Origin of the sequence: Gordonia sp. i37 (assembly GCF_002043085.1) — a bacterium.
GTDB classification, from domain to species: domain Bacteria; phylum Actinomycetota; class Actinomycetes; order Mycobacteriales; family Mycobacteriaceae; genus Gordonia; species Gordonia polyisoprenivorans.
The window spans coordinates 1-15,142 of sequence record NZ_MVPX01000545.1; the positions used below are offsets into that span (position 1 = coordinate 1).

Sequence of the window (15,142 nt, forward strand, 5' to 3'; positions counted from 1 at the left end):
ATCGGCGTGTTCGGACGAGATGGACCCGTCCGCGGCATGTGCCAACAACAGATCCACATCGGTGGTGGTGGCGGCGACCCGCACATACCGACCTGCGACGGCAGGTGCGCAACCCATGCTGATCAACAACTCCCGCAGTCGGGTGGTCTTGTGATCGGCCACGCCCAGCCGGTCCATCTCGCCGGTGAGGGTGGTGGCGTGGTGATCAACCAGATTGCGCAACAACAGGACCTGTTTCATCGCGCCGAAGGCTTGCGGCCCGGTCATCTCCGGATTCCATTGCAGGTCGCTGAGTTGGGTGACGATATCGGCGAAGATCGCCTCGGCGTCAACATCTTTGACGTCAAGAGTTGTGGTGGTGTCGATCATGGGCCCCTCCCCGATGGCTGATCGGTGTGATGGGTCCACTCTACTCGAACATATGGATCAGGGCAAGGGTGTTCGAGAATTATGTGGAAGGAAAGGTGCTTGTGGACAACAGGTTTCGGTGGTGGGCTGGCGGCAGTTTTCTGTCGGTGGGGTGTGGTAGGCGGTGCGGCTTTCGCTGTGAGCCGCATCGATGTGATTGGGAAGCTTGTTGTCTCAACGGGTCTCGAGGCCCGGCGCCTGGGGCGCCGTGCACCTCGACCATCGGGAATAGGGTGCTCGTCGCTCGGAGGAGGGCGCCTTGACCATCGGGCGGAGGGGGTCGCTGGTGCCGGACGGGTTCGTCGACCAGCGGATGGCTGCGGCGGGAACTCACCGCTGATCTGCATCCCGGGAGTGGCAGACGTTGATGGCCAGCAGGATTGATGCGTACATGGCCGGGGCGGTCGGGTCGAAGCCGAGTAGGGCGCGAATACGGTCGAGGCGCTGATACAGACTCTGGCGCCCGATGTGGAGGGTCTCGGCCGAGCGGGTGGCGCTGCATCCGTGAGTGAGATGGACTTCGAGGGTGCGGACGAGTTGCGAGGACGACGTCGCATCGTGGCGTACCAGCGGGGCGATGATGCGGCTCAGCTCGCTGCGTAGACCGTCCGACAACTCACGCGCCGCGGCGTCGGAGACGAGTTCACGGCTGGTCCTGATGTCGGCGGCCGTACCGCCGGCAGAGCGCAATTCGACTGCCACACCCAGCCTTTCCGAACAAATGCGGAGTTCGTCGGCCAACGTCAGGGCAAGGCCGGGACCCGCGCCGGTGTCGGCGAGCGGGCATGGGGTCCCGACGACGACGGTGAGGCGGCCGAGGCGCCGCGGATCGTCGGCCAGCGCCGCGCGGACCTGCTCGGCCGGCTCGGTGAGTTCGGTGTCGGTGGTCACGACGAGGCCGTAGACGGTCGCATCGACGGTGGCGTGGACGAGTCCGCCGAGATCCGCGGCCGCCGACAACGCCGTCTCGACCATCCGGGTGTCGGGTGCGTGGCCGGCCACCGGCACGAGCACGGCCTTGTCGCCGACCGGTAACCCCGACGTCGACAGCCGCGCAAGAAGATCCGCGCGCCGCAGAGGCCGACGGTCGACGAGCTCGGCCACCAGTTGCGCACCGATGGACGACCGCCCACCGGATCGGGTCAATACCGCCGCCAGCGGTCCGGCTCCGACACCGAGCAGCGCCTGCACACGTGCGGCGGGTATCGAGGACGCGCTTGGTCCCGCGAAGACCTGCCCGATCTCGCGGCCGCGCAAGGTGATCGGTTGCGCGGCGATCGCACCGTCGACCACGCGCCACGCGGCCCGGTCGTCGTCCACACCGTGCACCGCCAGCAGGGCGCCGCCACCACCCACCACGACGAGCGGCGTCCCGGTCACCTCGGCGATGTGCTCGATCATCGCGGCCGCGGCGCCGCGGGCGAGGTCGTCGTGCAGGGTTGCGTCGAGTCCACTGCGCAGCCGCAGGTCGCCGACCTCCTCGGACACGATCTCGGTATTGGCCGTCCGGCACACCTCGATGAACGGCACGATCCGCGTCAATTCGATGATCGGCAGGTGCGCGGCCGAGCCCTCCCGGATCATCTCCTCGGGTACCGCGTCGAAGCTCCGTCCGACCTCGAACGCCAACCCGGCGACGCCGCGTTCGGCCAGGTCACGCACATAATGGCGACGGGTACCGGCGTCCAGGCCGGCCAAGCCCAGGCCGGTGGTGAGCAATAGTTCGCCACCGGTCAGCAGAGGGCCGATCTCGAAGATCTCGCTGGAATGCACCCAGCTCACCGCAGCGTCGAGCCGGTCGTGCGCGGTCAGCACACGTGGGGCGGCCGGGGCGAGGTGCGTCTCGACCATGTGCCGCAGGGTGAGCGACGGTGCGGCGGGCAGCGGAGATTCAGACACGACGCCGACGATATGCCCGTTGACGCTCACTCGCGACCGGACGATTTGTCGGTTGAGTACGGCCGCGCCCGACGGCACCCTCGAAGCATGACCTCCACGATTGCCGACACCGGGCTCGACCCGCGATCACTGCTCGACGTCGCCTACGGCCAGGCGCAGACCGGTCTCGCCGAGGGCGGTATCCCCATCGGTGCCGCCCTGTTCGCCGCCGACGGCACCCTGCTCGGTCAGGGCCGCAATCGGCGCGTGCAGCATGACGATCCGTCGGTGCACGGCGAGACCGACGCCTTCCGCGCCGCCGGCCGGCAACGAGACTACTCCTCGACGATCATGGTCACCACCCTCGCCCCCTGCTGGTACTGCAGTGGGCTGATCCGACAGTTCGGGATCGGGTCGGTGGTCATCGGCGAGACGACGAACTTCTCCGGCGGTCAGGACTGGCTGCGTGAGCTCGGAGTGCAGGTCACCATCGTCGACGACGGCCGCTGCATCGCGATGATGAGCGGCTTCATCGAGAGCCATCCGCACCTGTGGAACGAGGACATCGGTGTCGCCGACACCGTCTCCGACCCAGCCGAGGAGACAGCATGACCGCCGCGAACCCCCGAACCGCGAACCCCCAAACCGCCAGCCCCATCCTCACCGTCGATCTGCAGCAATGGCGGCAGGGCGGGGACGCCGCAGCGCAGGTGTGTGCCGCCGTCGACGAATCCCTGCAGAAGGCCGGTTTCCTGCTGGTGACCGGACACGGGATCGATCCGTTCCTTCCGGCGGCGTTGCGTGCCGCGGCCCGTGAATTCTTCGCCCTGCCCGCCGATGTCAAGGCACAGTATGCGGTCGGCGTCGGCGGTCGCGGATGGATCGGCCCGGGTCTGGAGGCCAACGGTTACGCCGAGGGCACCGAAACACCACCGGACCTGAAGGAGACCTACAATTCCGGCGCACAGACTCCGGTCGGGATTCCCGAGGTCGACGACTACTGGTTCGCCCCCGACGTCTGGCCCACCGAGACCCCGCGACTGCGGGAGTTGTTCACCGCGTGGACCTCTCAGATGAAGGCACTTTCCGACGACCTGCTCGCGCTGATGGCCGAGGCGCTCGGAAAGGCCGGTGAGGACAATCCATTCCGCAATCTGGCGGGCAATGCCACCTGGACGTCGAACATCAACCACTATCCGCCGATGACGGTTGTCGGCGACCCCGAGCCCGGGCAGTTCCGGATCGGCCCGCATACCGACTTCGGCACGGTCACCGTTCTCGACCGTGAACCGGGAGCCGGTGGCCTACAGGTGTACAGCGACGAAAGTGGTTGGGCCGACGCCCCGTACGATCCGACCGCACTCACGATCAACATCGGCGATCTTCTCGAGTACTGGTCGGGTGGACGGTGGCCGGCCGGGCGTCATCGTGTGCTGCCACCGCAGCCGGAGAGCCCGGAGGAGGATCTCGTGTCATTGATCTTCTTCTACGAGCTCGATCACGACGCCGTCGTGACTCCGCTGGCTCCGCCGGTCGGTCGGGTCTCGGGGCGGCCCGATGTGATTGCCGGGGAGTTCATCAAGGAGCGGTTGGACGCGATCACCCTGGGGTGACTAGAATTCCGGCGTCACGAGTCGTCGGCGAGCCAGCGGCAGCCTTCCTCGTAGGCGAGATCGGCGGCCTCGAAGACGACGTCGGTGGCCATGACGATGTTCTCGGCGCCGAGTGTGGCGGTGAGCCCGGACCTGTCGAGGCGGCGCCGCATCGCCGGGTTGACCCCGGCGAGAATGAAACGTCCGCCCCGACTGCGGAGTTCGGCCGTGCGCGCGGCCAGCCCTTGGCCACTCGCGGGACCTCCGCCAACAGTGACGTGCCCTAATAGTGCACCGCGGTGACCTATCAGGTTGCCGCGCAAGCATTGCGGGCGCCACTGGCCCGACTCGAGGAGTGGCTGCAGGCCAACACAGCGGTCATGGCCACCCTCTTCCTCGTCATCGGGGTGGTGCTGATCGGCAAGGGCATTTCGGCACTCGCCTGACCCCGTGCGTCACGGTGTGACGATCGCGAAATCCGGATCGGGCGAATCGAGGTAGCCGGCGAGTTCGGTGAACAGTGCACCGTCACCCTCGATCTCGACCGAACCATCGGCCACTGACGCCGCGGGATCGGCCGCGGCGAGAACGATGGCAAGCAGTTCTGCGCGGGTGCAGGTCACCGTCAGTCCGGCCGTCGGCGTTTCGTGTTCGGGAGACAGATCGTGGTGGACGAGAACGCCGTTGCGGAGCTCTGTTCGATGCTTTCGCTCCTCGTCGGTGATCCGCCAGTCGATGATGATGTGGGCATCGAATGCCGCAGGTCCGTTGACCCGCAACGAGACTGCGTCGAACAGTTGCTCCACCGACAGGGCTGCGGCGATATCGGGAGCCGAGGTGGTGGTCGGCGTACCGATTGGCCCGTGCCGTAGTTCATACGCGCCCATCAGATAGAAGTTGCGCCAGGTGCCGTTCTCCGAGCCGTAGCCCAGTTGCTCGTAGGTGTCGGCCTGCAACTGCTTGGCCTCGACGTTGCCGGGGTCGGCGAAGATCACGTAATTCAGCACAGTGGCCACCCAGCGGTAATCGCCATCGTCAAAAGACTTGCGGGACTTGGCGATAACCTCGTCGGCACCGCCCATGAACTCCACGTGACGGGTCGCCGACGCCACCGGCGGATGTTCCCACAGGTGTGCGGGATTGCCGTCGAACCAGCCCATGTACCGCTGGTAGATGGCTTTGACGTTGTGGCTCACCGAGCCGTAATAGCCGTGGGTGTGCCAGGCATTGGTCAATGCGGGCGGCAACTCGATGTCCTCGGTGATCTCGAGTCCGGTCTTGCCCTGGTTGAGCGCGCGCAACGTCTGATCGTGCAAATACGCATACAGATCACGTTGCAGTGCCAGGAATTCGGTGAGTTCCTCGGTGCCCCAGGTGGGCCAGTGGTGGGAGGCGAAGAGCACATCGGATCGTCCGGCGAAGGTGGTGATGGCCTCGGTGAGGTACTTGGCCCACACGTGCGGATCGCGGACCAGCGCTCCGCGCAGCGTCAGTAGGTTGTGCAGGGTGTGCGTGGCGTTCTCCGCCATGCACAGTGCGCGCATCTGCGGGAAGTAGAAGTTCATCTCCGCGGGCGCCTCGGTGCCCGGGGTCATCTGGAATTCGATGGTGACGCCGTCGACGGGCTCGACGTGGCCAGTGGTGGAGATGTCGATGGTGGGCAGGATCAGCGTGGCGGTGCCTGTCGAGGTCGACTGACCCAGGCCCGCGCCGATCGCGCCCTGCGGCCCACGGGGTAGCGCCGCACCGTACATGTAGGCGGCTCGACGGCCCATCGCCGTTCCGGCGTAGACATTTTCGGCCACGGCATGCTCGACCATCCCGACCGGTGCGATGACCACGCATTCTCCGGCATCGACGGCCTCCTGCGTGGTCACCCCCTTGACACCGCCGAAGTGGTCGATGTGCGAGTGGGTGTAGATGACCCCGGTCACCGGCCGCTCACCACGGTGGGCGCGGTAGAGCGCCAGTCCCGCGGCCGCGGTCTCGCTGGAGATGAGCGGATCGATGACGATGACACCCGAATCGCCCTCGACCAGAGTCATATTGGACAGATCCAGCCCACGCACCTGATAGATGCGGTCGGTGACCTCGTACAGGCCATGTTTCGCGACGAGCCCGGATTGACGCCACAGACTCGGATTCGCGGTCGGCGGGCATGCGTCGTCGAGGAAGGCGAACTCCGCGCAGTCCCACACCGCGTTGCCATCAGCACCCGCGACCACCGATGATTCGAGCGCCGCGATGAAGCCGCGGTCGGTGGCGGCCTGATCTCGGGTGTCGCCGAACGGCAGAGACGACCCGTCGGGATCGTTCGCGGCGGAGATGGTCGGGGTCGCAGCGCGCGGGTCGGTCATTGCTCACCTCGAGGTCATGGTGCGGTCGAGTACGGTCCCCGCCCAGTCTCGTCGCCGAGTAGACCGGTGTCCTCACCTTCGGCGGATGACTTCGGATCTCCCGACCTCAGTTGGCGGTTTCCCGGCTACCCGAGGTGTGCTCGACGATGACCTGCGGATTCCAGGGCACCAGACCATCGACGGTCTTCTGTAATGCCGCAACCGGCGGCAGATCGTCCGGCGCCAGGACGTGCACGGTCACCGTGTCCCCGCTCCACGACGCACTGGTCACCACTGCCGAGGGCACATGCGCGGCGTCGAGCCAGCTGCGTGTGGCGTCCGCGACCTGCTGTGCCCACAGCGAGGTCAGGGAGTTGACGACCATCGGTACGGCGACGGCGACCAGGGCGATCAGCAACACCACGTAGGCGCGTGCCCGGCGCGGTCTCGCGGCCGACTCTGCGGTCGCCTGCGCAGGATGCGCGACACCGGCGATGGTGAACACGACGACACTCGTGATCACCATCGCCACCACGTTGGACGCGAACAACACGAAGGCGCCCAACGCCAATGACGGCGCACCCGACCCCAGACACACCCCGACGACACCGAGTGGCGGAACGAGGCTGATGGCGATGGCCACTCCCGGCAGCACATCACCGACGTCGCGGCGCGTGACCGCGACCGCGCCGACGAGCCCGGTGGCCAGCGCCGCGAGGAGGTCGACGAGCCGCGGTGACGTGCGGCCCTGCACCTGCGAATTGGTCAGCACGTTGGTCGGATCGGGCAACAGTTGCGCGAAGAGCACTCCGAGCACGGTCACCAGCACGACCCCGGCGAGCACGTAGGTGATGCTCGTCAGCACGAGCCGACCGCGACCGGTGACGATCCCCAGCCCGATCCCGAGAATCGGTGTCGACAGCGGCGCGACGATCATCGCGCCGATGACCGTGGCGGTACTGTCGCCGATCACGCCTGCCACGGCGATGACGGCCGAGAGGGTCAGCATCACCCAGAACGCCGACTGCTTCGACAACCGTTCTCCGGAACCGAGGTCCAGGCGACCGACGAGCTCGTCGAGGGTGCGCCGTTGCTTGGTCGGGACCAGGTGTTCGGGAATGCCGATCATCGGAGCCTCCTCCTTCGCCGAGGGCGAAGTGATCTGCGCCGAGAATAACTGGGACACCGATCTTTCCGGTCTGTTTGTGACCGGACTCGTGCGTGACGCGCAATTCTCACCCCGAAGGGATGACCCGAACCGGTCAGGGCCGCAGGAACCCCTTGACGCGTACCGCGTCGCGCCGGTTGTCGACGCCGAGCTTGCGATACAGCGAGCGGCAGTGCGTCTTGAGCGTGTTGGGAGAGATGAACAACGCCGCCGCGATCTCCTGCACGGTCATCGGCGTCCGGAGGTATTCGAGCACCTCGAGTTCGCGTGTCGTCAGCCCTCTGGTGGACTCGGAGTCGTTGCGCGACAGTGTATGCCGTCGAGTCAACATCTCGGCCAGGAAGCCGGGCTCGGACACCCGGGGGGCGTGCGCCGCGAGTAGGTCGGTGGTGGGCTGGTCGTGATTGTCGAGGAAGGGAAGGGTGATGAACTCGGGGGCGGCGAGGGTGATCGACCGGTCGAGCAGGCGATGCGCCCCGCGCCGGTCGCCCGACTGCCACGCGACGATCGCGTTCGTGAGCGTGGCATACACCCGGACGTAGGCGGGCAGTGCCCCGGAGTCGAGTCCGTGGGTGAACCGCCGCGCCTGGACGAGGTCACCCTGGCGGCGCAGAATGCCGGCGAAGAGTGCGCGCGACACCGGTACCGCCGAGGTGCTCTCCACCTCGGCGGCCAGTCGCCGGACCTCGTCGTCGGCGTTGCCGAACTCCGCCGCCCGCGCCTGGGCCAGACGTCGGTAGACCGGCCACGGCACACCGTGCAGATCTTCGTCGGTGACCCACTCCAGGTCGGCGCTCGCGGAGTCGACCTCGGCGCCACGCCGCAGAATCGACGCACTGATCAGGCGATAGACCCGCGCCAGCGGCGGATATCCGTCCATGGATCGCGAATTGTCGTGGCGGGAAAAATTGTGCAGCGCGGCGTCGAGATCGCCGGTCCAGAAATCGATCCAGCCGCGGGTGAAAGCATTCATGCCGACGTCGTAGTAATCCCATTCATCCCCGCCGTCGGAGTCGGCGATGACGCGGGTGATCTCGGTGAACCGCCCGGCGAAGGCAAGTGCGAAGGTGTGGCTGCTCTCGGCGCGTGTGGCCATCGCGGTCAGTCCGGCGGCCCGGCATTCCTCGATTGCGTTGCGCAGCAGGTCGACTCCTCGGGCGGGGTCTATACGCAGCCGCGGAGCGGTCCATCCGACGAGAAAGGTGCAGCCGGCGCGGAAGACCGGTCGGATGCGGGCGTCCTGCGCCGGATCGTCGAGTACCGACACGATGTGGGTGTGCGCCTGCACCAGCAGGCGGTGATCGTCGTGGTACAGCAGCGTGGCGACGGCGCGGGTCAGGTCGGTATCGGGATTCGGGTGGAGCTCGTGGAGGGCTTCGGCGTCGGCGAACAATCGGCGAGCCCCGATCGCGTCGCCCCGGATCGCCCGGCAGCACGCACGGATGTAGGTCAGTCGGCTGGCGCGGACCGGGTCGTCGACCTGGGACTCGAGTGCGGTGGCCGTGGATTCGGTTGCCGTGGCGCCGGAGGAGATGACGAGGCCGATCCAGTTGTCGGTGAGGATGTCGACCGCACGTTCGGCGTCGTCGGCGAGCAGGGACAGTTCGGCGGCGTGGAGGGGGTGGGAATCGCGGAGGTGTTCGGCGGCGGAGATGCGGCGTTTGCGCTGGCGGTCGGGGTCGGTGCGCTGCAGGATCAGCCGGCAGTGCTCGACGAAGAGCGAATGCCACGTGTAGACGGTGGTCGGGTCGCCGTCCGTCGAACGCCGGTCGGTGACCCGGCTGAGGAACAGCCCGCGGACGACGCAGTCGGCAACCAGGGTGGCGGCGTCGGCGCGGCCGCTGAGTGCCATCGCCAGCGCGAGATCGAAGCGTGACGTGGTGGTCATGTCGAGGATGAACTCGGCAAGTTCGGCCGGCAACGGAGCGAGGATCTCGGTCGCGACGTAGTCGGTCAGCAGGGTGGAGGGGGTGTCGGGGCCGGTGGGGGTGAGGCCGCCGCCCATGAGCGCGGCGTGGACGGCGATCGGCCATCCGCCCGTGGCCGCCCAGAGTTCCGCCGGATCGAGGGATGCCCCGGAGGTGGCACACGTGGCCGCCACCTCCTCGGCGGTGAACGTGAGGTGGGAGGCATCGACCATCGCGCACGTGCCGTGCAGCAATGCTCGGCTGATCGCGTGGGTGAGTCCACCGCTGTGACCGACGAGGACGAATCGGAGAGTGTCCGGGCCGTTCTCGATCAGGTCGGCGATGCCGGGATCGGCGAGGGCGTCGGCGACGCGATGGGCGTCGTCGATGACCACGACCACGCGTTGACCGATGGTGTCGATCGCGTCGGCGAACTCGCACGGCCTGATCGATGCCGTCACCGTGGGTTTGTGTAACGAGGCCAGCGTCGGATGATCACCGAGTTCGGGCAGGCGACTGATCGCGCTGATCATGCCGCGTAACAGCTCGGCGGGATCGGCTTCGGTGCGGGGCATCGACAGCCACGCCACCGGGAGCCCGGTGTCGCGGGCCCAGTCGGCGACGGCGACGGTCTTGCCGTGGCCGGACGGGGCGCTCACCGCCACCACGCGGTGCTCACCCACCAGGGTCCCGAGTGCGATGCTGAGTCGGTGCCGAACAATGGTGTCGGGCCGAGCGTGGGGAATCGAGGTCAAATACCACGGAAAAGGCTGCCACACCGCTGACGTAGAACTCACAGGGCCTCGCGGCGCCACACGGATTGCTTTATGCAATTTCGCATTCTCAATCCCCGAATCGTTGAATAATGCGTGTGATGCGATTGAGCTTATGTCACAAACCGTCCTCGGTGACGGCGAGCTTGACAAAATCGCCGCCGGTGTCCTGTTATCGGGGGACACCGATCGCGGATCGGGGCTGACGTACCGTGGCCACGTGGACTTCCGAATCTTCACCGAACCCCAGCAGGGCGCCGATTACGACCAGTTGCTCGCCGTGGCCACGGCGACCGAGGATCTCGGATTCGATGCGTTCTTCCGGTCGGATCATTTCCTGGCGATGGGCGACGCCGACGGCCTACCCGGCCCGACGGACGCGTGGGTGACGCTGGCCGGGCTCGCCCGCGACACCTCTCGCATCCGGCTCGGCACGCTCGTCACCTCGGCGACCTTCCGGCTCCCCGGACCGTTGGCGGTCTCGGTCGCCCAGGTCGACCAGATGAGTGGTGGCCGTGTCGAATTGGGCCTCGGAGCGGGGTGGTTCGAAGAGGAGCACCTCGCCTACGGTATCCCGTTCCCATCGCTCGGAGAACGGTTCGACCGGCTCGAGGAATCACTGGAGATCATCACCGGACTCTGGCAGACACCCGTCGGCGAGCGCTTCGACCATCATGGCGCGCACTACACGGTGAAGAATTCCCCCGCATTGCCCAAGCCGACGCAGTCGCCGCGGCCACCGATCATCATCGGGGGCATGGGCCGCACACGGACGCCCGCCCTCGCCGCACGCTTCGCCGACGAGTTCAACATCCCGTTCCAGTCGCTCGACACCGTGGCCGCACAATTCGACACGGTGCGCTCGGCCTGCGCCGCCGTCGGCCGCGACGCCGACGATCTCACCTACTCGGTCGCCCTCGTGTTGTGTTGTGGCCGTAGCGAAGACGAACTGTCACGTCGCGCGCAGGCGATCGGTCGCGACGTCGCCGAACTGCGTGCGAACGGCGCCGCCGGCACACCCGACGAGGTCGTCGAGACGATCAGCCGTTTCCGCGACATCGGTGTGAGCCGCGTTTACCTGCAGGTCCTCGATCTCGCCGATCTCGATCATCTCGAACTCGTGGCGAAAGAGGTTGTGCCGCAGATCGGTTAGCACTGCGCAGATCGGTGGGATCCGCGCAGCTCGGCGAGAACTGCGCTACCGTACCCGAGAGGATTGCCCGATTCGGGCGATCGGGTCACGACCGAGAAGGCTTTCAGGGGCCGAGAGGGCGGTGCGGGTATGCGGGTTCGGGGTCGATGGTCGGTACGCCGCGCGGCGTTCGTGGCGGTGATCGCCGCGACGGTGATCGCGATGGCAGGAGGTGCCGCAGCCGCACCGGCTTTCGCGAGCACGTTGCCCGAGGCATACGGCACCACGGTCGCGGGTGGGGTGACGGCATCGAATGTGTCGAATCACCTTCGGGCACTGCAGGACATCGCCAACCGCAACGGCGGCAACCGCGCCCTGGGCACCACCGGGTATCTCCGGAGTCTCGACTACGTCGAGGCCCGGCTGCGCGAGGCCGGCTACACCCCGATGCGGCAGGAATTCACCGCGACGATGTTCGAGGAGAAGGGCCATCAGCTCAGTGCGGGTGGCGCGCCGATCGATTCGCAGGTCCTCGGCTACTCCGGGTCGAGCGCGCCACTCACCGCGCCCGTGAGCGCGGTGCCGACCACCGACACCACGCCCGGGTGCCAGCCGGGCGATTTCCCGGCCACCGCCCGCGGCGCGATCGTCGTGGTCGACCGTGGTGTGTGCCCGTTCGGTGACAAGGTGGCCAACGCGAAGATTGCCGGGGCGCGTGCAGTGGTGATCGTGAACACCGAGAACGGCCCACTCCAAGGCACTTTGGGTGAAGACGCCCGCGATCCGCTGCCGGCGGTGGCGGTGTCACGCGACCTGGGATCGCAGGTGCGGCAGGCGGGGTCGCTGACCCTGGCGGTCGATGCCCGCACCGCACGCGTGAGGTCGTGGAATCTCCTCGCCGAGACCCACACCGGCCTGGCGAATTCGGTGGTCATGCTCGGCGCGCACCTCGACAGCGTTCCAGAGGGCCCCGGCATCAACGACAACGGCTCCGGCTCCGCGGCCGTGCTGCAGACCGCGCTGGCGATGACCGCACTCGCGCCGGTGAAGAACAAGGTGCGCTTCGCGTTCTGGGGCGCCGAGGAGGAGGGGTTGATCGGCTCCACTCACTACGTGGAGACGCTGCCCGCCGCCGACCGTGCCTCGATCCGGCAGTACCTCAACTTCGACATGCTCGGCTCCCACAATGGTGGCTACTTCGTCTCCGACGGCGACGGGTCGTCGCACCTGCCGGACTCCTACGCCGGGCCGCGGGGATCCGGGGAGATCGAGCGGGTGTTCACCGACTTCCTCACCCGCAGAGGCGTCGGCCCCGAATTCTCCGGGTTCGACGGCCGCTCCGACTACGACGCGTTCGCGCAGGCGGGCATCGCCACCGGCGGCATCGACTCCGGTGCCGACAAGGTCAAGACCCAGGCGCAAGCGGGGCGGTGGGGCGGGACCGCGGGTGAGATCTTCGATCAGAACTACCACACCGCCCGCGACACCTTCGCCAACGTCAACCAGAAGGTGCTCGGCACCATGGCCCCGGCCGTCGCGTACGCCGCGGGGTACTTCGCGATGGTCTGACCCAGGCTGCCGCGATCGGCTACCCTGACCGCGTGAGACGAAATACCAAATCCATCTCAGAGGCTTCCATTGCAGGGACCTCTCGCGCGTGCGGTGGCGATGCGGGCGCCGACGCCCTGCCGACCGCCTACCGCTGGCCGTTGGGTGATTCCGCGCATCGCCGCCTGGCCGAGCGGGTCAAGCGATGGACCGGCGTTGACCTGCTGCCCGACGAGCGCATCGCGCAGCGCTACGGCGAGTTGCTGTGCGCGGGCGACCCGGTGGCCGAACGGTTCGTCGCCGACACCTACCGCGGCGAGCTCGGTCCGCAACGCAGCCGCGAGTTGCTCGACCGCGCGCTGGACGAGGGAATCGACGCCGTCGATGATGCGCCTGACTCCATGCGCGCGTTGTTCGCCGACTTCGACGCGATGCCCGACTGGGCCGATCCCGTCCAGATCGAAGCCGGCGCCGCGGTGTGGCGTCGGTGGGCGTACGCACTGGGCGGCGTCGGCAACGCCGGAACGATGGATACCTACACCGAGGGGTCGCTGGCGGTGCCGCTGTCGTTGGCCGGAGGCTATGCCGGCGAACGCGCACTCAATCGCTACCTGGAGACAAGCCGCTGGTGGATCGAGGTCTCACGGCCGGGAGCCATTGTGCGCCAGGGAAGTCTGGCCCGCGCGATCACCATGCGCGTTCGGGTGATGCACGTGTCGGTGCGCGCCGGGGTCCGGCGCCACGACGAGTGGGACGACCAGAAGTGGGGGCTGCCGATCAGCCAGAGTGAGATGATGCTGACCCTGCTCGGCGGCAGCGTGGGGCCCGCGATGGGGCTCTACGGATTGGGCTACCTCACGTCGAAGGCCGAACTCGAGGCGTCGCTGGTCTTCAATCGCTACCTCGGTTATCTGCTCGGGGTGCGCGTCGACGACATCTATCCACGGACCATCTCCGACGGTCTACGCCTGCTGTATCTGTTCGACGCCACCCGATCGCACGATTCCGGTTCTGCCGGAGCCGAACTCGTCGAATCTTTCGTGCCCGGCTTTGCGCCGCGACCCGATATGACCCGACGCGATCGATGGCGCGCCTGGTATCACCTGCAGGCCCAGTCGGGATATGCGCGACTGTTCATGCTGCCGCAGAATCGCCGGCGGTTCGATCTCCCGGCCGGCTGGATCGGCGTCGCGCTCCTGCTCGCGCAGGTGCCCCCACGACTCGTCGGTGAGGTGGCCCGACGACTCGTGCCCGGCGTCGACGAGCGTCTGCAGCAGTGGTCGGTGGCCCATTGGGAGCGTTGGCACACGTGGCAATCCGATCGTCCGGCGGAGTTCGCGGCGCCCTCGGAATTGCGGCGCTGACGGGCAATGATTCCGGTCAATGAGTCGAATATCGCAGCAGTGCAACCCCATTGGTGAACGACCGCGCTTCCAGCAGGCGTAGCTGAGGAGCCGACCCGTGCTCGGGAAACAGCCTGCGGCCGCGGCCCTGCACCGCGGGGTAGATGAACAGACGGAACTCGTCGACGAGGCCGGCCGTGGTGAGTGCGTGGGTGAGCATGATGCTGCCGGTGACGACGATGTCGAGGCCGTCGCGTTGTTTCAGTGCCGCAACGGATTCGGCCACGGACGTGCCGGGCACGATGGTCGAGTTCTGCCACCCGGGTTCGGTGAGGGTGGACGACACCACATACTTGTCGACCGCGTTCAGGTAGTCGGTGATGCCCGTCGGATCATCCTGCTGGTGCGGCCAATAGCCACGAAAGTCCTCGAACGTCCGGCGTCCGACCAGGAGTGCGTCGGATTCGGCGTCCTGACGGTGACTCTCGGCCATCAGGTCCGGGGTCTGGTCCGTCGGATCGAACCACGACGTCAGCATCTCGATCGATCCGTCCAGGGTGACGTTCTGGGTGACGACGAGCTTGCGCATGACTTCTCCTCTGCCGGTGGTTGTGGCACAGAGACAGACCGCCCGGCGCACGTGAACTCATCGCGAGGGCACCCGCTCACGCCCCCAACAGCGCCTCCCGATGTGCATCGACGACCTCACGGATCGCCTCGACCATCGCGGCCACCGCGGGCCGGCGATAGGCCTCGGTCCGGGTCACCAGCCAATAGGTCAACTGGGCGTTGACATCCGGGAGTACGCGCACCAGATCGTCGTGACGATCGGCCAGATAACAAGGGAGTAAACCGATCCCGGCGTGGGCCCTGGTCGCCTCGACGTGGACGAAGACGTTGGTCGAGGTGAGCCCCTCGGCCATCTGCGGGACCAGGGTGCGGGCGAGGTCGAGATCGTCGACCTGCAGCATCGAGTCGACGAAGTAGACGAGCGGATGCGAGGTCAGCTCCGTGGCGGTGTGCGGCATGGCGTGTTCGGTGACGTAGCGCCGCGACG

12 protein-coding genes and 2 pseudogenes are annotated in these 15,142 nt (G+C 67.2%); 6 read left to right on the forward strand and 8 right to left on the reverse strand.

The annotated features are described in order from the left end of the window. Together B1964_RS27125 and B1964_RS27130 are read right to left on the reverse strand one after the other, a co-directional pair. Positions 1–369 (reverse strand): annotated as a pseudogene (locus B1964_RS27125) (HNH endonuclease); the annotation flags it as partial. A gap of 369 nt (positions 370–738) precedes the next feature. After that, the gene (locus B1964_RS27130; protein ID WP_079932022.1) at positions 739–2,385 is read right to left on the reverse strand and encodes a PucR family transcriptional regulator; all 1,647 of its coding nucleotides are present in this window, start codon (positions 2,383–2,385) and stop codon (positions 739–741) included. A 9-nt stretch (positions 2,386–2,394) separates the two neighbouring features. Between B1964_RS27130 and B1964_RS27135 the strand changes: the two genes are divergently transcribed. Both B1964_RS27135 and B1964_RS27140 read left to right on the forward strand, forming a co-directional pair. Continuing rightward, positions 2,395–2,898 (forward strand): nucleoside deaminase, encoded by a 504-nt coding sequence (locus B1964_RS27135; protein ID WP_079932023.1) that lies wholly within the window; start codon positions 2,395–2,397, stop codon positions 2,896–2,898. After that, positions 2,895–3,899 carry a 2-oxoglutarate and iron-dependent oxygenase domain-containing protein gene (locus tag B1964_RS27140; protein ID WP_079932024.1) on the forward strand — a complete coding sequence of 335 codons (1,005 nt, stop codon included), beginning with the start codon at positions 2,895–2,897 and terminating at the stop codon, positions 3,897–3,899. Before B1964_RS27135 ends, B1964_RS27140 begins: the two co-directional genes overlap by 4 nt. 14 nt (positions 3,900–3,913) lie before the next feature. Here B1964_RS27140 and B1964_RS30575 read toward each other — a convergent pair whose 3' ends face one another. Further along, a complete protein-coding gene (locus B1964_RS30575) occupies positions 3,914–4,051 on the reverse strand; it encodes a hypothetical protein (RefSeq protein ID WP_172398981.1) in 138 nt (45 codons plus the stop codon). A gap of 126 nt (positions 4,052–4,177) precedes the next feature. Between B1964_RS30575 and B1964_RS30175 the strand changes: the two are divergent. Continuing rightward, positions 4,178–4,324, forward strand: a pseudogene (locus B1964_RS30175) (GAP family protein); the annotation flags it as partial. 9 nt (positions 4,325–4,333) lie between these two features. On the opposite strand, the gene B1964_RS27145 reads toward B1964_RS30175, so the two are convergent. From B1964_RS27145 to B1964_RS27155, 3 genes are all read right to left on the reverse strand, one after another. Next, positions 4,334–6,235: an alkyl sulfatase dimerization domain-containing protein gene (locus B1964_RS27145; protein ID WP_079932025.1), complete on the reverse strand. Its 1,902-nt coding sequence runs from the start codon at positions 6,233–6,235 to the stop codon at positions 4,334–4,336. A 106-nt stretch (positions 6,236–6,341) separates the two neighbouring features. Then, the gene (locus B1964_RS27150) at positions 6,342–7,343 is read right to left on the reverse strand and encodes a TIGR00341 family protein (protein ID WP_079932026.1); all 1,002 of its coding nucleotides are present in this window, start codon (positions 7,341–7,343) and stop codon (positions 6,342–6,344) included. 133 nt (positions 7,344–7,476) lie between these two features. Further along, positions 7,477–9,948: a LuxR C-terminal-related transcriptional regulator gene (locus tag B1964_RS27155; protein WP_253194227.1), complete on the reverse strand. Its 2,472-nt coding sequence runs from the start codon at positions 9,946–9,948 to the stop codon at positions 7,477–7,479. 334 nt (positions 9,949–10,282) lie between these two features. On the opposite strand from B1964_RS27155, the gene B1964_RS27160 reads away from it, so the two are divergent. The 3 genes from B1964_RS27160 (at position 10,283) to B1964_RS27170 (ending at position 14,106) form a co-directional block, all read left to right on the forward strand. Next, positions 10,283–11,215: an LLM class F420-dependent oxidoreductase gene (locus B1964_RS27160; protein WP_079932030.1), complete on the forward strand. Its 933-nt coding sequence runs from the start codon at positions 10,283–10,285 to the stop codon at positions 11,213–11,215. Positions 11,216–11,344: 129 nt separating this feature from the next. Continuing rightward, entirely contained in the window at positions 11,345–12,763 is a 1,419-nt protein-coding gene (locus B1964_RS27165) for a M28 family peptidase (protein ID WP_079932028.1), read from the forward strand. A 116-nt stretch (positions 12,764–12,879) separates the two neighbouring features. Further along, a complete protein-coding gene (locus B1964_RS27170) occupies positions 12,880–14,106 on the forward strand; it encodes an oxygenase MpaB family protein (protein ID WP_172398982.1) in 1,227 nt (408 codons plus the stop codon). Between the two features lie 16 nt (positions 14,107–14,122). Here B1964_RS27170 and B1964_RS27175 read toward each other — a convergent pair whose 3' ends face one another. Together B1964_RS27175 and B1964_RS27180 are read right to left on the reverse strand one after the other, a co-directional pair. Then, the gene (locus B1964_RS27175; RefSeq protein WP_079932029.1) at positions 14,123–14,674 is read right to left on the reverse strand and encodes a dihydrofolate reductase family protein; all 552 of its coding nucleotides are present in this window, start codon (positions 14,672–14,674) and stop codon (positions 14,123–14,125) included. Positions 14,675–14,750: 76 nt separating this feature from the next. Then, positions 14,751–15,142 (reverse strand): LysR substrate-binding domain-containing protein (locus tag B1964_RS27180; protein ID WP_216354291.1); only part of this gene is annotated, 392 nt, incomplete at its 5' end.